Below are 20,562 nucleotides of genomic sequence, written 5' to 3' on the forward strand. Positions count from 1 at the left end.
CGCCCGCTCGCCCAGATCACCGCCTTCGACCTGGTCCGGCACATGGACGACACCTACCGGACGATCCCCGAGGCCGCCGCCCGCACCGTCGAGGGCTTCTCCATGGGCGGCTTCGGCGCCCTGCACCTCGGCCTGAAGTACCCGAAGATCTTCGGCAAGGTGTCCGCGGTCGCCCCCGCGATCCTGCGCTTCCTCAAGGACGAGCCGGAGGACCGGGTCAACAACACCTACTTCGGCGACCAGGAGTACTACGACCTCTGCCACCCCTGGAGCCTGGTCCTGGCCAACGCCCCGGAACTGCGCCGCACCAGCCAGGTCCGGCTGCTGTCCGGCCGGCTCGACACCCGCCTCGCGCCCACCATCCGCGACCTGGACACCCGTTTCACGGACCTCGGAGTGCCGCACGACTTCTTCGAGTTCCCGGACGCGGACCACGAGTACGCGGACATCATGGACGGCTACGGCGACAAGTACTACGCCTGGTGGCGCACCGCCTGACGGCCTCCGCCCCACCTGCTCCAGCGGGTTGAGCACCCCGTCCGGGGTGTTCCCCACCCGAGTCGCCGTACCGCCCCCTTTCCACCGGTCGCCGACGGGCCATCGCCCTCGGCCCACCGGTGCGGCCGCCCGCGCCCCGGGGCGCCTCCCGGACCCTGCCCCCGGGCGCGGGCCGCTCCGACGGACCAGCACCGTCGACTCCCGTGAGCGCGGACGACGACTCGGTGATCCACCTCCCCCTGAAAGGCAGCGCGACCATGCGACTGACCCCGCTGACCAGCCTCACCCCCGAGCAGACCGAACTGCTCGAAACCATCGTCGGCCCCGGCGTCGAACCACCCCCGCCCTTTCTCGTCTGGGCCCGCGACATGGAACTCGCCCACTGGGTGGAGAACCTCGGCCGGTACTGCCGCAACGAGTCCCGGTTCCCCCAACGCCTGCGTGAGCTGAGCGTGTTGATCGCGGCCCGGCACTTCGACAGCCAGTCCGCGTGGAACGCCCACATCCAGCAGGCCGTCGCGGAAGGCGTCCCGTCCGACAGCCTGGACCGCCTCGCGCGGGGCGAGGACCCCGGCTTCAAGGCGGAGGACGAACGCGTCTTCCACGCCTTCGCCCACGAGATGCTCCACGACCACTTCGTCACGGACCACACCTACGCCGAGGCGATCGGACTGTTCGGCGAGGACGGGGTACTGGACCTGATCGGCTGCATCGGCAGCTTCAGCATGTCCGCGATGATGCTCAACACCTTCCAGGTTCCGCTCCGGCCGCATCTGCCCCGGCCGTTCGCCGACGTCGACGGCTTCCGACGGGTGTCCGGAGGCGACGCCTGATGCCCCGTTCCCCGCTGCAGCTGCTCGACGGGCTCCTCGACCAGGACGGCATGGAGACGGCCGCGCACCGCTTCGTCCTCGGCGGCCCGTTCGGCGCGGAGCCGGCCGAGGCCACCGCCGAACGGCTCGCCCACTTCGCCGACGCCGGCGGACTGTTGGTGGAGACCTCGCACAGCTACGCCGGCGGCCGGGCCGAGGCGGCGGTCGGCGCGTGGCTGCGCGCGAACCCCGGCACGCTGGGCGTGGCCACCAAGGTCGGCCACGACACGACCGGCGGTGACATCCCGCTGGACCAGGACACCGTCCTCGCCCACGTGCGGTCCGCACTGGTGAACCTCGGGGTCGAGGTCATCGACGTCCTCCTCTACCACTGTGACGACCCCACCCGGTCGGTCGCCGAGCTCGCGGACACCCTCGTGAGTCTCGTCGACGCCGGACACGTCCGCCGCGTCGGCGTCTCCAACTGGCGGGCGGAGCGGCTCTCGGAGCTCGCCGCCGCACTCGTCGACAGGGGGCACACGCCCGTCGCCAGCTACCAGTTCAGCCTCGCCGAACCCGACCCGGCCCTGCTGGAGGGCAGCCTGCACGCCGACACCACCGTCCTCGACGTCGTCCGCGGACACCGGCTGCCCCTGCTCGGCTGGTCCTCGCAGGCCCGCGGCTGGTTCGCCCGCACCGGACCCAAGGAGCACCACGGCAAGCCCGATCCCTACGACACCGAGGACAACCGCGCCCGGCGGCAGCGCTGCCTGGAGCTCGCCGGACAACTCGGCTCCCGGCCCGAGACCGTGGCCCTGGCCTGGACCCTCCACCACCCCGGCGTGTGGCCGTCCATCGGCGCGCGGACCACCGCCCAGATCGACAACTCCCTCCAGGCGCGCCGCCTCACTCTCACCGAGGAGCAGGTCCACTGGCTCCGCCACGGCCGGTGAGCTCCGGGCAGTCGACCGGGCCGCGCCTCGGTCACCGGGTCTCCGCGAAGGTCGCGGTGTGCGGGGTGTTCGTCGCCGCGAACTTCATGGCCATCATGGACACCACGATCGTCAACGTGGCCCTCCCGGCCATCGGCCGCGACTTCGCCGTCGACACCTCGGGTCTGAGCTCGGTCAACGTCGGCTACCTGGTGGCCCTCGCGGTGTTCATCCCCGTCTCCGGCTGGCTCGGCAACCGCTTCGGCACCCGGCGCACCGCCCTGGCCGCCCTGCTGCTGTTCACCGTGGCCTCCGCACTGTGCGCCACCGCGGGTTCCCTCGAAGCGCTCACCGCGTACCGCGTCCTCCAGGGCGTCGGCGGGGGGCTGCTCGCCCCGGTCGGGATGACGATGATGCTGCGCGCGTTCCCCGTCGCCGAGCGGCTACGGGCGCAGCAGTACGTCATGCTGCCGACCGCGGTCGCCCCGGCCCTCGGACCGGTCCTCGGCGGCTGGCTGGTGGACACCGCCTCCTGGCACTGGGTGTTCCTCGTCAACCTCCCCGTCGGAGTCCTCGCCCTGCTCTTCGGGGCGGCTGTCCTGCCCGACTTCCCCGGCCTGGGCGCCCCCCGCTTCGACGTACCGGGCTTCGTCCTCGCGGGCGGCGGCCTCGCGGCGGTCCTGTACGCCCTCACCGGCGCCCCGGACCGCGGCTGGGGAAGCGCGGACACCCTGGTTCCCCTGGTGGGCGGCGTGGCGTTCCTCGCCGCGCTCGTCCCGTGGGAGCTGCGCGCCGGCCATCCGATGATCGACCTGCGGGTCGCCGAGGACCACCTGTTCCGCACGACCCAGCTGGTCCTGCTGCCGACGGGGGCGGCGTTCATGGGCGTGCTGTACCTCTATCCCCAGTTCCTGCAGACCGACCTGGGCTACGACGCGCTCCACTCGGGCCTCGCCACCTTCCCGGAGGCCCTTGGCATGCTGACCGCCTCCCAGGTCGTGCCCCGCCTCCACGACCGGGTCGGCCCCCGCCGCCTGATGGTGGTGGGCGGCGCCGGAGCCGCCCTGGTCGTCGTCTTCCTGGCGATCCTCACCACCGCCCCGCACCCCCTCGCCCTGTACCCGTCGATGTACCTGCTCGGAGCCTCCGTGGGCCTGCTCTTCGCGAGCGCCCAGAACGCCGCCTTCGTCACGGTCCCGCCCGCCCGCACGGCCGACGCCACCACCCTCCTCAACATGCAGCGGCAGACCGCCGGCGCCTTCGGAGTGGCCCTGGCCGGGACCCTGACGGCGTCGCTCGTCCCGGCGGCCGGCACCGGCACCGCCCACGCCGACCGCATCGCCTTTCTCACCCTGGCCGCCCTGTGCCTGGGCGCCGCCGTCCTCGCCCTGCGCGTCAGCGACCGACGGGTCAGGGAGGCGTACGACGCCGCCGCCCCGCGTCCCGCCCGTGCAGAGCCCGTGCGACCGGGGCGCGCCGTGCCCGACGCGGAACCGGACCCGAGACCGTGACCGACCCGGCAGCCACCGGCATCCTCGCCGTCGGCGTGCCGGTGCCGGAGGCCGACGCCGAAACCCACGGGGCACGGAGAGTCCTCGGCGGACCACGGGACGTGGCCCCGTCCGCCCGGTATCGGACGCCCGCGCGGTACCGGGCGGTTCCGCGCGGGCGAGGCCGGCTACCAGGTGCGGGCGGTGCGCCGGAGGGTGTCGCGCACCCGGACCACGTCGGGGTTGGCCTCGGCGCCGGGGCGCTGGACGAGGAAGAGGGTGTTGAGCGGCGGCTCCTGCGGCGCGTGGAGGAGAACGAGCCGGCCGGAGTCGAGGTACTCCTGGCACAGTGAACGGGGCAGCACGCTGAAGCCCGCGCCCGCGTTGACCGCGGAGAGCACCGCGTACAGGTTGGGCACGGTGACGGCGGCTCGTGCGGTGAGCTGTCTGCCGAACACGGCAGGTCCTCCGCGTACGTCACCATGGGCACCTCCCGCAGGGCGGCACCGGGGTCGCCCGCCTCCGGGTGGCCGGCCAGGCGTGCGGCCCAGACCGGACTCGCGACCAGGAGGTACTCCTCGTCGGCGAGCGGCACCGACTCCAGCGCCCGGCCGCGGGGCCGCCGGGTGGCGATGACCAGGTCGTGGCGACCGGCCCGCATCTCCTCCAGCAGCGGCTCGGGAAGTCCCTGGGCGACGCGGAGCTGGACGCCGTCGGCGACGAGCGGGACGAGTGCGGGCAGGACCCGTACGCACAGCAGCTCCGAGGGACCGGCCAGGTGCACCGGCGCGGCGAGCGAGCCGGACCCCTCCAGACCGCTCAGCGCGTCGAGCGGGGCGGCCAGCCGGCCCGCCATCTCGTGGGCGTACGGCGTGGGCTCCACGCCTCGGGGCAGCCGGGTGAACAGCTCGCGGCCGGTCTGCTGTTCCAGAGTGCGGATCTGCGCGGTCACGGTGGGCTGGGAGAGCCCGAGCCGCGGCGCCGCCGCCGTGAACGACCCGGCCCGGTACACCGCCAGAAAGGTCCGCAGCAGGTTGAGGTCCGCGTGCTGCGGGAGCTGTCCGCCACCGGCTCCCGGGGGCGGGACCGTGGCATGCGTCCGGTGCTTCATGGCCTCCAGCCTAACCGGGCAGTCCATCGGCATCCCGATACCGGGAATCGGCTTCCTTATTGGTGATCGGATGGCTGTCCGTCCTAGCGTGAGAGACGCCGCCGGGTGGCGGCGGCCCACCCGAGTGGCGACGATGCAGGCAGAAGCAGGGAGCAGCATGGCGGAGATCCTTTTTGTGATGACCGGTGCCGACCGGTGGACACTGGCCGACGGCACCGCACACCCCACCGGCTTCTGGGCCGACGAGGCGACCGTCCCGTACGAGGCGTTCACGGCCGCCGGCCACCAGGTCACCGTCGCCACCCCGGGCGGTGTGGTCCCGCCGGTCGACCCCGCCAGCCTGGCCCCGCAGGCGGGCGGCGGCGAGGAGAACGCCGCGGCGGTCCGCGCCGTCGTGGCGGGCGCCCCGGAGTTCCGCGCCCCGGTCGCCCTCACGGACGTACGGCTCGACGACTTCGACGCCGTGTACGTCCCCGGGGGACACGGCCCGATGGAGGACCTGGCGGTCGACGCCGACTCCGGCCGGCTCCTCACCCGGGCGCTGGAGTCCGGTCTGCCGGTGGGCGTGGTCTGCCACGGCCCGGCGGCCCTGCTCGCCGCCGTCAAGGAGGACGGCACCAACGCGTTTGCCGGCTACCGGATCACCGCGTTCACCAACACGGAGGAGCGGCTGGCCGGCAGCGCCGACGGCGCCAGGTGGCTGCTCCAGGACCGACTCACCGAGGCCGGTCTCGAGGTCGAGGCGGGCGAGCCGTGGGCCCCGCACATCGTGGTCGACCGGGGCGTCGTCACCGGCCAGAACCCGGCCTCCGCCGGTCCGCTCGCCGCCGAACTCCTCAAGAAGCTTTCCTGACACCGCACTTCACCGTAAGGACACCCGCATGACCACGCAGAACGCGATCAACTGGCCCGCGAAGTACCTCCCCGGCACCGGCGACAACTTCGTCTCCAACGAGGTGATCGTCCAGGGCCTCACGGCCGCCCGGGTCTGGCACTACCTGGTCGACACCTCCGAGTGGGAGGGCTACTACGACAACGTCGCCGACATCTCCTTCCCCGTGGCCGGCGGTCCCGTGCTCAAGGACGACCAGGACTTCAGCTTCGGCACCTTCGGCTTCCCGCCCCTGGACGCCCGTGTCGTCGAGTTCCAGGCCCCGGCGGACGGCGTCCCTGGCCGGCTGTCCTGGACGGCGAAGCAGGACGGCAAGCCCGAGGAGCGGCTGGACGTGCTGCACGCCTGGCTGGTGGAGGACCTGCCCGGCGGCCGGGTACGGATCCTCACCCAGGAGACCCAGATCGGCGAACCGGCCGCGGCCCTGGCCGGCGAGCGGCCGAACCCGATGCTCAACGGCCACCAGGCCTGGCTGGACGGCCTGGTCCGCGCCGCCGCCGAGTGACCCGTGCCCCAGGGACCGCCTCCGGCCCTCGGGGGGCGCATGCCCTCCCGCTCGCCGGCAGCCGTCTCCTCCTGCTCGCACGGCAGGACCGGGACAGCCGGCGTCCCGGGTTCCGTGCAGAGCGCCTCGGCTGATCCGTGGCACAGCGGGTTCCACCCTTCAGGGCGCGGCGTGGGTGACGTGCGTCGTCATCCATCGGGCACCTCTAGGACAGGAATCGACCTAGTGCGGAGCTAGCGTCATCACCCGCGTTGAGGCACTCGCCCCCAGGAGGCAGTCAGATGTCCGTCAAGCCGGTTCCCCAGGGCTACAACACCGTGACGCCGTGGATCGTCTCGCGCGACACAGTGCAGCTCATCGACTTCATGAAGAGGGCGTTCGACGCGGAAGAACTCGCGTGCCTGGCCGGGAAGGACGGAAGCATCGAGCATGCGGAGGTGCGGATCGGCGACTCGGTGGTGATGATGTTCGACGCGCGGCCGGAGTGGCCGCCGACCCCCGGCTTCCTCCGCCTCTACGTCGAGGACGCCGATGCCGTGCACCGGCAGGCCGTTGCGGCCGGCGGGACCTCGGTCACTGAGGTCACCCACCTGTTCTTCGGCGACCTGGTCGGGCGGGTGCGCGACCCGCTGGGCAACCTGTACTGGATCCAGACCCGCGTGGAAGACCTGAGCCCGCAGGAGATGGAACGCCGCCTCGACGACCCGGAGTTCACCAAAGCGATGGAGTACGTCCAAAGCGCCGACTTCTTCCCAGACCGAGCCCCTGACCTCGACTGAGTAGCCACCGTCCTGCCTGCCACACCAGGGTGAGAAGAGGGTGCCCAAGATCGTTGTGTGACGAACGAGAACCTGGGCACCCTGCTGACTGCACTGTACGTGAAGATCGATGACGGGCTGGAGACCCATCGCTGGATGGGCAGGCCACCGCGGCTGAGCGACTCCGAACTGGTCACCCTCGCGGTCGCGCAGGCTCTCCTCGGCTTCCACTCCGAGACACGCTGGCTGCGTTACGCGAACGTGCACCTGGTGTCGATGTTCCCGTATCTGCCGCAGCAGTCTGGGTACAACAAGCGCCTCAAAGCGGCATTGCCGCTGGTGAAGAAGGCGATACGGATGCTCGCGGCGGACACGGACTTCTGGTTCGACACCCACTGGATCGTCGACTCCACACCGGTGCCGTGCGGCATGTCCCGCCCGACGGTGAAGCGGTCGGACCTGGCTGGCTGGGCCGGATACGGGTACTGCGCCTCGCACTCCCGGTTCTTCTGGGGCCTGCGCCTGTACCTGGTGTGGACGAGCGCGAAGTGCTGCAGGCCATGCTCGACCTCGACGCCGGCCTGGTAGCCGTCCGGCCCGGGCTGCTGCTGATCGCCGACAAGGGCTTTGCCTCCAAGGAGTTCGAGAACGACCTTGCCATGCGCGAGATCGAGCTGCTGCGGCCCTCGTTCAAGCGCGAGAAGAAACGCCGGGGAGAGGGGCTGCTGAAGTCGGTGCGGCAGCTGATCGAATCTGCGAATGACACTCTCAAGGGCCAGCTCGATCTCGAACAGCACGGCGGCCGCACCGCTGAGGGCGTCGCGGTCCGCGTCGCCCAGCGCGTCCTCGCCCTGGCCGCAGCCATCTGGCGTAATCACAAGACTGGCCAGCCTGTCATGCGTTCCCTGATCGCATTCGATCACTGAACACATCGGACTTACTCGTCTAGCGGGCGAGAAACGGACCCAGCACCGCGGTGAGTTCGGCAGGGGCGTCCAGGGCGACGAGGTGGGCGGCGGTGGCGAACTCGACCAGGGTGGCATCGGGGATCTCCGAGGCGTAGCGCCGGGCGATGTCCTGGAAGTCGGCGACGTCGAGCCTGCCGATTCCGACGAGCGTGGGGACGGAGACGGCGGAGAGGCCGCTCTTCACGGGGTCCTGGGAACACTCCGCGACGACGCCCTGGTTCACCAGCGACGTCCGTAGCGGGCCACGGAGCCGGTCGGCCAGTCCGGCGCCGACGTCCGCCCACTGCCGAGCCGGCCCGCGCAGCCACATGTCCAGGTTCACCTGGACCGCGGCGTCGAGGTCACCCGATGCCAGGGCCACCGTCTCCGCCTCGTCGTAGGCCACCATGTCCGCGGACCAGTCGTATCCCGGCCATGGCGGGGCGAGCAGCGCGAGGGAGTGCACCCGGTCCGGGTGGGCGATCCCGAAGTCCACGGCCACCCGACCGCCCCAGGACGCGCCGACCAGCCGGACACGTTCGTGGCCGAGGTGGTCCAGGAGACGGCACAGATCGTCGCTCTCCCTGAACGGGCCGCCCGGCGGGGCGGATTCACCGAAGCCGCGCAGGTCATAGCGAACGACGGTGTGCCGTTTCGCCAGGTCGGGAACGACCGCGTCCCACATCCGGTGGTCGGCGACCCCGGCGTGCACGAGTACGACGGGCGGTCCGTCGCCGGCGACGACGTAGGAAAGATGCCCCAGACCATCGACGAGTGTGAGCATCCGCAGATGCTCGCAGGACGACTGCGCGCCCGCCACTCAATAAGGGCAAGGCCGCTGCCCTCCCTCTCCGGACCCGACGAACGGTCAGCTCCGGGGGGGGGCGAGTGCGGTCCTCCGGTGAACCGGACCGCTACTGGCGCGCATCATCAGGTCGTGCGCCATCCCCGGCTGCAGCGGAAACTGAGTCCCCCGGCCTGCTCCATCTGCCGGCCCCAGCCTCCGGACCCGCGGGCTGCAGGCGTGGCGGCCAGGTGCCGTTTGACGGTGTGGTGGGCATGACTCACGTCGGGGTGGCGGTGGTGCGTTCGGGGAACGGTGCGCACGTCACAGCGAGGGACCGGGGGCGATGACAGTCGAGGAACTCGTGGCGGCAGTGGTCGCCTTGGCAGTCGTGTCTGCGAAGAGGCTGGGCGCAGGTCTGGCGGATCGTGCGGTGCAGGGTGTTGAGCAGTCGGTGGTCGACCGGTTGGGGCGGCTGTACCGGTGGATCGCCGGACGGCTGCCGGGCGAGGAGGGCGCGGTCCTGGTCCACGAGGCAGGCCGTTCTCCCGCTGCCCAAGCGCTGCTGAGACGGAGGCTGGTACGGGCTCTGAGCGAGGATCCTGCGGGAGTTGAGGAACTGCGGCTGCTGCTGGCGCCCGCGTCGGCCTTTGCCCATGGCGGTTCCGTTCTCCGCGAATCGCCTGGCGTCCCGCGTCAACTGCCGTCGGCACTGGCGGATTTCACTGGCCGGGGCCAGGAGATCGCACGGTTGGTGGAGGCAGCTGAGCGTCCGGGTGGGTGCAGGATTTGCCTGGTGCACGGTCCCGGCGGGATCGGCAAGACATCTGTCGTGGTGCAGGCCGCGCACCGGCTGACGGCGTCCTACCCTGACGGTCAGCTCTTCGTCGACCTGAACGGGGCGGAAGAACGCCCCGCTGTCGTGGCGGAGGTCCTTGGCGACTTCCTGGCGGCGCTGGGAGTGCCGCGCGGAGGAATCCCCGACGACGAGGCCGGACGGACACGGCAGTTCCGAACGGAGTCGGCCGGCCGGCGTGTCCTGGTCGTCCTGGACAACGCGGCCGACGAACAGCAGGCAAGCGCGCTGATACCAGGTGGGTCCGCGTGCGCTGTCCTGATCACCAGCCGCCGGCCTCTTGCTACGTTGGCCGTGGACGAGCGGGTCCCGTTGTCCGGGTTGGACGAGGGCACCGCCTGGGATCTGTTGCGACGGATCGGCGGCGCGGACCGGGTGGACGAGGACCCGGAATCGGGTCGCGACGTGGTCCGTCTGTGCGGCGGGCTCCCGCTGGCCCTGCGCATCGCGGGAGCGCGGCTGGCCACGTTTCCGGCGCGTACCGTGAGTTCCTTCGCCCGCGACCTCGCCGACGACCACCGACGGCTGGACGTGCTGAGCCTGGGCGAGCGCAGCGTTCGCGCGGTCTTCCGCGCCGCTTATCAGCCGCTCCCGGTGTTGCAGCAGCGTGCGTTCAGACTGCTGTCGGCCCTGGACACTCCCGACCTGCCGGCCTGGGCGCTGTCACCCTTGCTCGACGTGGATGCCGGTGCAGCCGACGCATGCCTGGAAGGACTGCTCCTTGCGCATCTCGTTCAGGCTCGGCGCGACAGGACAGCCGGCCAGCGCATCGGGCTGCACGATCTCGCGCGCGGGTATTCCAAGGAGCGGGCGGCCGGCCATCTGGCCGACGAAGCAGATGAAGCAGACGAGGCAGACGAGGCCGACAGCGCCGTGCGGCGCCTGTTGGGTGCCCTCCTCGGCGCGGCCGACGCAGCCGACGCTCGGCTACGGCCGGCCGGCGCCCGGCACGGCGGCCGTGACGGGGCGGTCCGTCATGCGCCGCCAGACGACGCGTTGGCCGGCAACGTGCGGGAGGCCGTCGAGTGGTTCGAAGCCGAGCGGGTCGTGCTGGTGGCAGCTGTCACCCACGCGCACGCGCGTGGGTGGTGGGAGCTGTGCTGGGAGATCACCGACGCGATGAGCGTCGCTCTTGAGCATCAGTGGCGCTGGGACATCAGTGTTCGGACCCATGAGCTCGCTCTGGATGCGGCCGACAGCCTGGGAGACGGCCGAGCCCGTGCCGCTCTGCTGCGCAACCTCGGCGAAGCCTTACGTGACGGCGGCAGCGACCTGGGCAGGGCGGCTGACTGCTTCAGGGAAGCGATCGAGCTCTTCCAGAACTCGGGCGACGCACACGGCGAGAGCGACGCCCTGGGCAACCTGGGAATCCTGCAGCGACAACAGGGCGTACTGAGGGAAGCCGCGCGAACGCTCACCGCGGCAGAGATGCTCTTCAGGGGCCTGCCGCTTGAGCGTGGGCTGGCCTGGACCCTGCGGGAAAAAGCGGTGATCGGTCGGCACCAGGCTCACTACACCCGAGCTCTCGCCCAACTCGACGAAGCACAGGGCCTGTTCGCCGCCAACGATGAACCCCGCGGTGTCGGGTGGGTCCTGCGCACCCGAGCCGACACCGAAAAGGAGAGCGTGCTGGACGGCTGCCCGCTTCCTCGCCGCTGGTACACCGGCCCCTGGCCCGGCCATCGTGTCGTCGGCCGTCCCGAACAGGATCCGCGATGGGCCGCAGCCCGCACCCACTACGAGCACGCTGCCCGGCTCCTGTACGCCGTCCGAGACCACCGCGGGCACACCTGGACCACTCTGGGACTCGCCGACATGGCCCTCTACGAGGACGACCACACCGCCGCCGAGCTGATCAGCCGCGCGCTCCGGGAGACCGACGCCTGCGGCGACCACCGAGGCCACAGTAGAGCGCTGACCGTCCAGGCCCTGTTACGCGCTGAGACAAACCGCCTCAGTGACGCGATCACACTGGCAGAACAAGCCCTCAACGGCCCCCACGACCACGTCGGCGCCGCTCAGGCCAGCTTCCGGCTGGCTCGCCTCTACGGCGCCGCCGGCCGGCACCAGGACGTGCTCCATACCGTCCGGCAGTCCCGAACCCATCACCACGCTGCCGGAATGCCTTTCCCCGACCTTCCTGACACCGGACTAGCCGGCGCGCTCACCCGCCCCGTACCCCGAGCCCGTCGCTTCCGCCTGCATCGGTGATTCCTCAGGCCTGACAGATCTGTCGGACGCACCCTGGACCTCGCCTTCGTGCGAGGCGCGAGTGGTTCCCCAGAGCACCTCGTCGGCGTGCTGGTCCGTTTCGCGTCCCGCCTGGTGGAACCGGACGATGCTGGCGGAACGGGCGCCATAGACTCGCCCCGCCTGTGGCCTGGAGGGCAAGCGGGTGTTGTCATCAGGAAGGGACCAGTACGTTGAGTGCAACGGTGTGGAGCGACGCCCCGATCTACGAACGGCTCATACGCGAACGTGGCGATGTCGCCGCCGATGCGCGCAAGACGGCAGAGGCGACCTGGCGAGAGGTCGGCCGGGCCATGGACTTTCGTCTCCCGGGCATCGGCGGCCACATCGCCACACACGACGTCCGGCCTCGTTGACCGTCGCGAGCCATTGCCACCGCGACGCAGCAGGCCGGGTCGTCCGCCGGTGCGGCCGCGGCGGCAACTGAGGGACGGCATGCGGTGGCGGACCGGGACCGGTGCCCCGTGGCAGTGGTGTGCGACAGCATCCACGGCATGACGGGCACAGGGGTGGGCCGCGGACCGGACTTGTTCCGAGAGGGCGATTTCCCCATCTGCACGCTGACCTTCGTGCGGGATCTGCCCCCGGCGGAACTGCTCAAGCGCATGGGGGTGGCCCCGGAGACCCTGGCGCTTCGAGACGCCGCAGACCTGGTGGACGACTTCGGTGACGACCTGTTCGACGACGAGGAACCCGCCGTCACCAGCGGTATCGACGGCTCGTGGGCGTGGGCACGGAGGCCGTGGTGCTGCACGACAACGAGAAGCCGATGCGCTGGTTCACGTACGCGGTGGGCGGCGAGATCATCGTCGACTTCCACACGCTCCACCCCCTTGGGCTCGTTCCCGGGCAGGTCGCGCCCCTGCACGGCGTCCTGGCACTGGTAGAGAGCGCAGGTGAGATCCGGCTGAGGCGACCGGACGACGTCGACGACGAGCGTTGGAGTGGCAGGTTGCTTCCCCTTCCTGCCCCACCCCTACCCTGACGGATTGCTCCCGGGCGAGTGATGCCCCACCCTCCGGGTCCCTCTCCAAGCCGAGGTCTGGTGTCCTGCCTCAGACCTGCTGGCCGCCGGCCCCCGCGCGGGCGTGCCGGCGTCCTTCGCGTGTTCCGATCATCGGCCGCTGGTCAGGGGAGGTGATGATGCCGCCCGCCCCGTGGAAGACCAGGTTGTTGGCGCTGATGCCGGGACGGTCGAGGAGCTGGGCGAGCGAGGCGCTGATGAGTTCGCTGACGTCGTCGCAGTCGAGGAGCGTCTCGGAGAGCGCGCCGTGGGCCAGCCAGAGGGGCAGCAACTCCTTGCGGGTGTCGAGATCGAAGTCGCGGTTGAAGTCGGTGCCCGCGGTGTCTCCCACTTCCACACGGGTGAAGCGGTGTCGGGGGTGCTCCAGGCGCAGACTCAGCAGTGCCTGGTCGAGAGCGGCCTTGCTCGCGCTGTACGCGCCGACACCGTGGTAGGGACGCCCCACGCTTCGTGACGAGACGAAGGCCGTGAGACTGCCCGGGGAGAGCTCGGGCAACAGGTGGGAGGTGACGAGGAGAGGCCCCACCACGTTGGTGGCGAACAACCGCTGCCACACCGGCGCGGTGGTCTTCGTGATCGGTGTGATGGGGGAGACGGCGGCGCAGTGCACCACCAGATCGATCCCACCCAGCCCGGCCAGGGCCTCCTCGGCGATGCGCGCGCAGTCGTCGGGGTCGGCGAGATCCGCCGGTACGGCCAGACCGTCCACCTGGTTCGCCACCGACTCCAGCAGGTCCCTGCGTCGCGCCGCGACAGCGACGCGTGCGCCGCCGCCGGCAGCGGTGAGGGCGATGGAACGCCCGATCCCGGAGGACGCTCCGACGACGAGCACTCGTCGGCCGGTGAAGTCCGTCTGCGGCATGGAATCTCCCTGGGCAGGCACGTAGGGGTGGGCGTCGCCGAGTCTCGGAGCCTCCGAAAGTGTAATGCGGTATTGCGAATATGAGAATGCTCTTCTCGTACGCCGTGTGTCCCGCTCCCACCCGCCGGGGCGGACGAGGCGGACGGCGGCCCCGACGGTACGGGTGCCCTTCTTCAGGTCGTCACTCGCGTCATGGCTGTGCACTCCGGCGGTGCATGGGTGGCCGGTCGAGTATCTCGACGTACATGATCCGGCCGTCCACGACGTCCAGGATCAGCATGCCTTTGGAGGGTGAGAGTGGCACACACCGGTGGCCCGGGCCGTACGGCTGCCCTCGCGGATGATCTGCCGTCAGGATGCTCTGGCAGAAGTCGTCGCCGCAGTCGCACTCGTCGACCAGGCGCAGATCCCACGCGCAGACAGCCAGATCGCGTTCTCCTTCCTCCTCCAGGAGGGCGGTCAACTCGGCGATGAGATCCGGGAAGACGTCGCGAATGAGGGGGTGCTCCTGCTCCATGGGCGGAGGGTAGCCGAGTCGGCTGACTGGACGCGATGACGTTTCCGACGCTGCGGGGCGGCGGGTGTGCCGCCGGTGTCCGGGTCCAGGACCTGCCGCTGCCCCAACCGGTGCGGGATCGTGGTCGCGTCGGCAGCCGGGTGATCGACGCGTCACCGGCGGGCAGAACGAACCGGCTTCCGTGGAACCGGCGGTGAAGAAGCGGGCACGGGCTCCGGGAGGCCGCTGCCCGCCCGGAGCCCGTCGAGCCCGGTAGTGGCCTATGCCCAGCAGCCGTTGACCGTGGCCGCCAGTCCGTCGAGGGCGTCCTTGGTGGCGGCCGGGTCGGCGGTGGAGTTGTTCTCGATGAAGGAGAAGATCTTCCAGCGTCCGTCCTCGGCCCTGGTCAGCCCGCTCAGGGCGATCGCGCCGGTGAGGGTGCCGGTCTTCGCCTGGACCTTGCCGACTGCGCACTGCGAGTCCGCGGTGTCGAACCGGCCCCATTCTGGACCCAGGGTGGAACCTGCCTCGCCGGCCACGGGCAGGCCGTCGATGATGGCGGAGAGGGTCTGGGCGTTGCCGGGGCTGTCGGCCACGTCGAGGATGTCGGCGATGGTCCGGGCCGGGATGCGGTTGGCGCGGGACAGCCCGCTGCCGTCGTGGATCTCGTAGTTGTCCAGCGAGACGCCGTACCGGCCGAGCACCTCGCGGACGACCGCCGCGCCGTCCTCGAAGGTCGGCTGGTGGCCGGCGCCGATCGCGGTCATCCGGAGCAGTGTCTCGGCGATATCGTTGTCACTCACCTTCAGCATGTGCTTCACGATGGTGGACAGCGTGTCGGACCGGTGCTCGGCCACCGGCACGTCACCCGTCCCGGCGGTTCCGTGGGCGACGGCACCGGTGACGGTGACGCCCTGCTGGGCGAGCAGCTTGGCGAAGGTCTGGCCCGCGTCCAGAGACGTGTCCGTGACCTGGTCGCCGTCGACCACCAACGCCCGCACCGGCGTGACGGAGTCGGGGTAGTAGCCGTCGTTCCAGCCGGTGGCGAGCGTGGGCTCGGGGAAGAGGCTGTCGTCCACCCGGACCTTGACGGAGGTGAGCCCGGCGCTCTTGAGTCCCGCGACGGCGGTCTTCGCCATGGTGGTGAGGTCGGCGCTGGTCAGGGTGCGGTCGCCCCCGCCGACGAGGGTCAGCGTGCCGTTGCCGTAGACGGCCTTGGTGGTGAACCGGTGGTCGGGGCCGAGCACCGTCAACGCGGCGGTGGCGGTGCCGAGTTTGGTGTTGGACGCGGGCATCAGCGCGGTGGTCGCGTCGTGGCCCCAGACGACGTTGCGGGACGTGGCGTCGATGACGACGCCGCTGAGCGTGCTGCCGAGGCGGGTGTCCTGGACACGCGTGTCGAGGTTGTCCGCGATCGTCTGCTCGGCGGGGTCGAGTGCGGTGGCCGCGGTCCTGGAGGCGGTGTTGCCGGCGGCGAAGGCGGTCGTGCCGAACAGGATCGTTCCGGCGACGGGGGCGGTCACCGCGACGACGGCGACTCGGCGGAATGCGGGGCTGAGCGTTCTCGCCTTGCGGTGACGACCGGTGGAGTGGACGGGGGATGGGGGGTTGGACATGCAGGCCTCTATGAAGTGCTCGTGGGAGAACGGGAGTTGTGAGAGAGAACCCGGGTTCTTGAGAGTGAAAGTTACAGGCGTGATCCCGTTTCCGAGGTGCTTCCTGTGAAGACGGCGCGTCCCGGCTCGGCACCACCGCAGCTCCCGGGATCTGATCCGGGCGGCCGAGAGCACCAGGGCCGCGTGAACCGGCAGAGCGGGACGACCACGGGGCATCGCGCACGCGGGGTGAGCCGTCGCACTGCCAACCGGCCTTTGAGGACCCGCGCGCTCATGAGTTCTACGGCCCCGGTCTCCGCCTCATGCGTCCAGCCCGCCGCGCTTGACCAACTGGGCGGCGATGACGTTCCGTTGGATCTCGTTGGTGCCCTCTCCGACGATCATCAGCGGGGCGTCGCGGAAGTAGCGTTCGACGTCGAACTCCGTGGAGTAGCCGTAACCCCCGTGAATACGGACGGCGTTGAGAGCGATCTGCATCGCCGTCTCGGAGGCGAAGAGCTTCGCCATGCCTGCCTCCATGTCCACCCGGCGCCCGGCCTCCGCCTCCCTGGCCGCGTACAGGGTCAGTTGCCGGGCGGCGGTCAGCGAGGTGGCCATGTCGGCGAGGTAGTGGCCGATGGCCTGGTGCTGCCAGATCGGCTTGCCGAACGACTCCCGCTCCTGGGCGTAGGCGAGCGAGTCCTCCAGCGCGGCCCGGCCGACACCGAGGGCGCGCGCGGCTACCTGGAGGCGGCCGGTCTCCAGGCCCTTCATCATCTGCGCGAACCCCTTGCCCTCCACCCCGCCGAGGACGGCGTCGGCCGGCGCCCGGTAGCCGTCGAAGCTCAGCTCACAGCTCTCGACGCCCTTGTAGCCGAGCTTCGGCAGGTCACGGGAGACCGTCAGGCCGGGCCCGTGCTCGACGAGCAGGATCGAGATGCCCCGGTGGGCGGGCGTGGCGTCCGGGTCCGTCTTGCACAGGAGGGCGATCAGGGCGGAGCGCCGGGAGTTCGTGATCCACGTCTTCGCCCCGTCGACCACATAGCCCTCGGCGTCGCGGCGGGCGACGGTGCGCATGGCCTGGAGGTCCGAGCCGCCGCCCGGCTCGGTGAGGGCCATGGTCGCCCGGATCTCACCGGTGGCCAGCTTCGGCAGGTGGCGACGCCGCTGTTCCTCGGTGCCGAACCGCGCCAGCAGCTTGGCCACGACCGTGTGGCCGCCCATGGCCCCGGCCAGACTCATCCAGCCACGGGCCAGTTCCTCGGTGACCAGCACGTAGCAGGGGACGGAGACCGGGGTGCCGCCGTACTCCTCGGGCACCGCCAGCCCGAAGATGCCGAGCCGCTTCATCTGCTCGACCAGCGTCTCGGGGTAGGTGTCGGAGTGTTCCAACTCCCGTACCACAGGCCTTACTTCCTTGTCGACGAAGGCGCGAACGGTACGGACTACGGACTGCTCGTCATCGGACAGGATGTCGAAAGTGCTCATGTTGGGCGTACTCCCGGAAGACGACGGGGGTCACCATCATGAGGAATCACGGACATGTAGGTGGACTGGAAATTCGTCATGTCCCCATGAATTTCCGGGACGGCGCCGGCAGGGGGCCGGGACCGTGGACGTCACAGTCGGCGGTGACCCGGAAGTGCCCGGGTGACACGCCGGGTGTGGCTGTCACTCGGGCGGGCGATCTCCGCCATGAACTGCCGGTACGGAAGCGCGAGATGACTCCGCCGAACTGATCGCGCGGCTCCTCCGGACCGGGGCCGAGTTCCGCGCCGGGCACGGGCCCGGCGGGTGCGCGACGCACGGCAGCGGATCAGCCCGCCGCCGCCAGCCGAGCGGTCCGGCCGCGCAACGCCGTCGAGAAGCGGTCCGTGACCTCCGCCAGTGCCGCGGCCGACGCGGGGGCCACGGTCACCCTGCCGTCGGCGTCCGTCGTGATGTCCTTGTCGAGCGTGAACCAGCCGGGGACGATGTGCGCGGCGCCCATGGAAGTGAGCACCGGGCGCAGGGCGTAGTCGATGGCCAGGACGTGCGCCGTGCTGCCGCCGGTCGCCAGCGGCAGCACGGTCTTGCCGGCCAGCGCGTACTGGGGGAGCAGGTCGAGGAGCGACTTCAGGAGGCCCGAGTAGGCCGCCTTGTAGATCGGCGTGCCGATCACCACCCCCTCGGCCCGCTCGAACAGCGCGGCGGCCTCGACGACGGCCGGATGCGCGAAGTCCGCGCCCAGCAGGGCCTGTGCGGGCAGGGTCCGGACGTCGAGGGCGATCACCTCGTGGCCCTGCGCGGCCAGTCGGCGGTCCAGGTGACGCAGCAGGCGCCCGGTGCGCGAGGTGGCGGACGGGCTTCCGGAGACGGACAGGACAGTGGCCATGGTGAGCCTTCCAGGGTCGGGGCGGGGAGTCGGTCGGGGGGCGGAGCTGTCCACGGCGCTCACCACGTGCTCACCAGGCGCTCGACTCGACCGTGAGCACCGGCACCAGGCCGGTGCGCAGTGTCTCCAGGAACGTGACGACCTCGGCCGCGACCGAGCGGTGCTGGAGGTCGTTGAGGATGTCGTGGTGGCCACCGCGGACGACCGCGAGCCGGGCGCGGGGCCAGTTCTTGGCCGCACGGTCCAGCGCGTCGCGGTCCGCGAGCGGATCGGCGTCACCGGCCAGCAGCAGGGCGGGTACCGCGAGTTCGCCGTCGTACGCGGCCGTGAGCAGGGTCTCGTCCACCGCGTCGGCGAGGGTTCCGCGGCGGAACCGGGTGTCGTCGGTCAGCCTGGCGCGGTGGGTCGGGCAGGAGGTGCGCGCGTCGAGTTCCTCCTCCCAGGTAGCGGTGGCGGTGGTGGCGGTGCGTCCGGGGAGGCCGGCGAGGACGACAGCGTCCGGCCGCGGCGCCCCGCCGCCCTCCGGGCGGCCGAGCAGCGCGGCGATCGCGAGGGCCCCGAGGTCCGCTCCGGCCAGCACGAGCGGTCGTACGACACCGTCGGCGCCGTCCGGCGCGGTGCCCTCGGCGGCCGCGGCGAGGGCGGCGCCGAACCGGTCCAGGGCGCCGGGGAGGTCGGCGGCGTCGAGGGCCGGGGGGTCGACGACCCGGACCAGGTAGGCGTCGGCCGCGAGACGCCTGCCGAACCGCTCGTAGGTCGCCCGGCTCTCGCCCCGGCCCGGCACCACCACGACCGTGCCGCGGACGAGCAGGCCTTCGGGGCCGTGGTGGTCGGTGTACTCGGTCGTGGTCATGTCCTCACTCCTGCGGTCTGCGGTCGGCGGTATCGGCGGTCTGCGGTCGGTTCTCGGTTCTCGGCTCTCGGGTGGAGGCCGTGGACGGTCTGTGGTCGGTGGCCGCCGTCAGTCGTTCGCGAGCGCGCGCTCGCGGGTGTGACGGTTGACGGGGACGGGCAGGCCGAGGTTGCCGCGCAGGGTGTCGGCGGTGTACTCGGTGCGGAACAGGCCGCGCTTCTGGAGCAGCGGGACCACGCCGTCGACGAAGAGTTCCAGGTCCTCCTCGGTGCGGAAGGCGAGGTTGATGCCGTCGAAGGTGCCGGCGGCGAACCACCGCTCGACGGTGTCCGCGACGGTCTCCGGCGCGCCGACGAACGGTGAGCGGCGGAACTCGTTGGCCGATGCGGCGACCTGGCGGAGCGTCAGCTTCTCGGCGCGGGCCCGCTCGATGATCCCCGCGGCGCTGGTGCGGCCGCCCTTCTCGGCGAGGTGGGCGATGTCCGGGAACGGCGCGTCCAGGTCATGGGCACCGAAGTCGTAGGCGCCGAACGACCGGCCGAGGAGCGCCAGGTTGCGCACCAGGTCGTTGTCCTCCTCGAAGATCTCCCGCTCCCGGCGCAGGGCCGCCTCGTCGGTGGCGGCGACGACCGGGCCGCCGTGGATGAAGATCTTGATGTGCTCGGGGTCCCGGCCGTAGGCGGCGGTACGGCGCTTGATGTCGGCGTAGTAGTCCTGGGCCTGCTCCAGCGAGCCGCCCGGGGCGTAGATGCCCTCGGCGACCCGGGCGGCGAGGTCGCGGCCCTCCTCGGACACCCCGGCCTGGAAGATCACCGGCTGGCCCTGCGCCGAGCGGGACAGGTTGAGCGGGCCGGCGACCTTGAAGTGCTCGCCCACGTGGTTGAGTTCGTGCAGCCTGGCCGGGTCCAGGAACAGGTCGCGCACCACGTCGGCCGGGAACGCGTCGTCCTCGTAGGAGTCCCACAGACCGCGCGCCACCTCGACGAACTCCAGGGCCCGGCCGTAGCGGGTGGCGTAGTCGAGGTGCTCGTCCAGGCCGTAGTTCCTGGATGTGCCGGTGTCGAAGCTGGTGACGACGTTCCAGCCGGCCCGGCCGCCGCTGATGTGGTCGAGCGAGGCGAACCGGCGGGCCAGGTTGAAGGGCGAGTTGTACGTCGAGCTGGCCGTGCCCACCAGACCGATGTGCCGGGTGTGGGTGGCGACCGCCGACAACAGGGTCAGCGGTTCGAGGCGGTTGAGGTAGTGCGCCGGGTAGGTGGCGTTGATGAACTGGCTGTCCACGATGAACAGGGCGTCGAACAGGGCGTGTTCGGCGGCCTGGGCCTGCCGGATGTAGTAGTTGATGTCGATGCTGGCGTCCTTGGCGATCCGGGGGTCCTTCCAGAGACCGTGCTGGCCGGGGCCGCCGACGCCGTAGGGGTGCAGCGCGAGGTGGATCTTGCGGGACATGGGGATCCTTTCCGCGGTCTTCGGGAGGCCGACGGGTTCGGGGAAGCCGATGGGTCCGGGGAAGCCGATGGGAC

The 20,562-nt window shown here is 71.1% G+C and carries 17 protein-coding genes and 2 pseudogenes; 10 read left to right on the forward strand and 9 right to left on the reverse strand.

Annotated elements, in window-relative coordinates; translation table 11 throughout:
* The 4 genes from IEZ11_RS07145 to IEZ11_RS07160 all read left to right on the forward strand — a co-directional run.
* The coding region (locus IEZ11_RS07145; RefSeq protein WP_268239901.1) for an alpha/beta hydrolase-fold protein at positions 1 to 498 on the forward strand (498 nt) is incomplete at its 5' end.
* A gap of 203 nt (positions 499 to 701) precedes the next feature.
* Complete coding sequence (locus IEZ11_RS07150) at positions 702 to 1,331, forward strand: carboxymuconolactone decarboxylase family protein (protein ID WP_229712850.1); 630 nt, start codon at positions 702 to 704, stop codon at positions 1,329 to 1,331.
* Positions 1,331 to 2,263, forward strand: coding sequence for an aldo/keto reductase (locus tag IEZ11_RS07155; RefSeq protein ID WP_189261766.1), 933 nt, complete (start codon positions 1,331 to 1,333; stop codon positions 2,261 to 2,263). The genes IEZ11_RS07150 and IEZ11_RS07155 overlap by 1 nt, the downstream gene beginning before the upstream one ends.
* Positions 2,260 to 3,753, forward strand: a complete 1,494-nt coding sequence (locus tag IEZ11_RS07160; protein WP_189261767.1) for an MDR family MFS transporter — start codon at positions 2,260 to 2,262, stop codon at positions 3,751 to 3,753. Before IEZ11_RS07155 ends, IEZ11_RS07160 begins: the two co-directional genes overlap by 4 nt.
* Before the next feature lie 167 nt (positions 3,754 to 3,920).
* Here the strand turns inward: IEZ11_RS07160 and IEZ11_RS07165 are convergent.
* Positions 3,921 to 4,843 (reverse strand): annotated as a pseudogene (locus tag IEZ11_RS07165) (LysR family transcriptional regulator).
* Between the two features lie 157 nt (positions 4,844 to 5,000).
* Here IEZ11_RS07165 and IEZ11_RS07170 point away from each other — a divergent pair.
* The 4 genes and pseudogenes from IEZ11_RS07170 to IEZ11_RS07185 all read left to right on the forward strand — a co-directional run bounded on the left by IEZ11_RS07170 (position 5,001) and on the right by IEZ11_RS07185 (position 7,924).
* The gene (locus IEZ11_RS07170; protein WP_189261768.1) at positions 5,001 to 5,696 is read left to right on the forward strand and encodes a type 1 glutamine amidotransferase domain-containing protein; all 696 of its coding nucleotides are present in this window, start codon (positions 5,001 to 5,003) and stop codon (positions 5,694 to 5,696) included.
* A gap of 28 nt (positions 5,697 to 5,724) precedes the next feature.
* A complete protein-coding gene (locus tag IEZ11_RS07175; protein ID WP_189261769.1) occupies positions 5,725 to 6,240 on the forward strand; it encodes an SRPBCC family protein in 516 nt (171 codons plus the stop codon).
* 281 nt (positions 6,241 to 6,521) lie between these two features.
* Positions 6,522 to 7,019: a VOC family protein gene (locus IEZ11_RS07180; protein ID WP_189261770.1), complete on the forward strand. Its 498-nt coding sequence runs from the start codon at positions 6,522 to 6,524 to the stop codon at positions 7,017 to 7,019.
* 57 nt (positions 7,020 to 7,076) lie between these two features.
* A pseudogene (locus IEZ11_RS07185) lies at positions 7,077 to 7,924 on the forward strand (IS982 family transposase).
* Between the two features lie 19 nt (positions 7,925 to 7,943).
* Here IEZ11_RS07185 and IEZ11_RS07190 read toward each other — a convergent pair.
* Positions 7,944 to 8,729 (reverse strand): alpha/beta fold hydrolase, encoded by a 786-nt coding sequence (locus IEZ11_RS07190; protein WP_189261771.1) that lies wholly within the window; start codon positions 8,727 to 8,729, stop codon positions 7,944 to 7,946.
* Between the two features lie 346 nt (positions 8,730 to 9,075).
* Here IEZ11_RS07190 and IEZ11_RS07195 point away from each other — a divergent pair, with 346 nt between their 5' ends.
* Entirely contained in the window at positions 9,076 to 11,796 is a 2,721-nt protein-coding gene (locus tag IEZ11_RS07195) for an ATP-binding protein (protein WP_189261772.1), read from the forward strand.
* 760 nt (positions 11,797 to 12,556) lie between these two features.
* The gene (locus tag IEZ11_RS07200) at positions 12,557 to 12,820 is read left to right on the forward strand and encodes a hypothetical protein (RefSeq protein WP_229712852.1); all 264 of its coding nucleotides are present in this window, start codon (positions 12,557 to 12,559) and stop codon (positions 12,818 to 12,820) included.
* A 70-nt stretch (positions 12,821 to 12,890) separates the two neighbouring features.
* Here IEZ11_RS07200 and IEZ11_RS07205 read toward each other — a convergent pair whose 3' ends face one another.
* From IEZ11_RS07205 to IEZ11_RS07235, 7 genes are all read right to left on the reverse strand, one after another.
* Positions 12,891 to 13,721 (reverse strand): SDR family NAD(P)-dependent oxidoreductase, encoded by an 831-nt coding sequence (locus IEZ11_RS07205; protein WP_189261773.1) that lies wholly within the window; start codon positions 13,719 to 13,721, stop codon positions 12,891 to 12,893.
* Positions 13,722 to 13,911: 190 nt separating this feature from the next.
* Positions 13,912 to 14,238 carry a hypothetical protein gene (locus tag IEZ11_RS07210; protein ID WP_229712853.1) on the reverse strand — a complete coding sequence of 109 codons (327 nt, stop codon included), beginning with the start codon at positions 14,236 to 14,238 and terminating at the stop codon, positions 13,912 to 13,914.
* Positions 14,239 to 14,498: 260 nt separating this feature from the next.
* On the reverse strand, positions 14,499 to 15,833 hold the full coding sequence (dacB, locus tag IEZ11_RS07215) for a D-alanyl-D-alanine carboxypeptidase/D-alanyl-D-alanine endopeptidase (protein ID WP_189261774.1): 1,335 nt from the start codon (positions 15,831 to 15,833) through the stop codon (positions 14,499 to 14,501).
* Between the two features lie 300 nt (positions 15,834 to 16,133).
* A complete protein-coding gene (locus tag IEZ11_RS07220) occupies positions 16,134 to 17,300 on the reverse strand; it encodes an acyl-CoA dehydrogenase family protein (protein ID WP_189261775.1) in 1,167 nt (388 codons plus the stop codon).
* A gap of 328 nt (positions 17,301 to 17,628) precedes the next feature.
* Positions 17,629 to 18,186 carry an NADPH-dependent FMN reductase gene (ssuE, locus tag IEZ11_RS07225; protein ID WP_189261776.1) on the reverse strand — a complete coding sequence of 186 codons (558 nt, stop codon included), beginning with the start codon at positions 18,184 to 18,186 and terminating at the stop codon, positions 17,629 to 17,631.
* A gap of 70 nt (positions 18,187 to 18,256) precedes the next feature.
* Entirely contained in the window at positions 18,257 to 19,039 is a 783-nt protein-coding gene (locus IEZ11_RS07230; RefSeq protein WP_189261777.1) for an alpha/beta hydrolase, read from the reverse strand.
* A 108-nt stretch (positions 19,040 to 19,147) separates the two neighbouring features.
* The gene (locus tag IEZ11_RS07235) at positions 19,148 to 20,488 is read right to left on the reverse strand and encodes an NtaA/DmoA family FMN-dependent monooxygenase (RefSeq protein WP_189261778.1); all 1,341 of its coding nucleotides are present in this window, start codon (positions 20,486 to 20,488) and stop codon (positions 19,148 to 19,150) included.
* Positions 20,489 to 20,562: the final 74 nt, after the last annotated feature.

Source organism: Streptomyces fuscichromogenes, from assembly GCF_014645815.1.
In the GTDB taxonomy this organism is placed as follows: Bacteria; Actinomycetota; Actinomycetes; order Streptomycetales; family Streptomycetaceae; genus Streptomyces; species Streptomyces fuscichromogenes.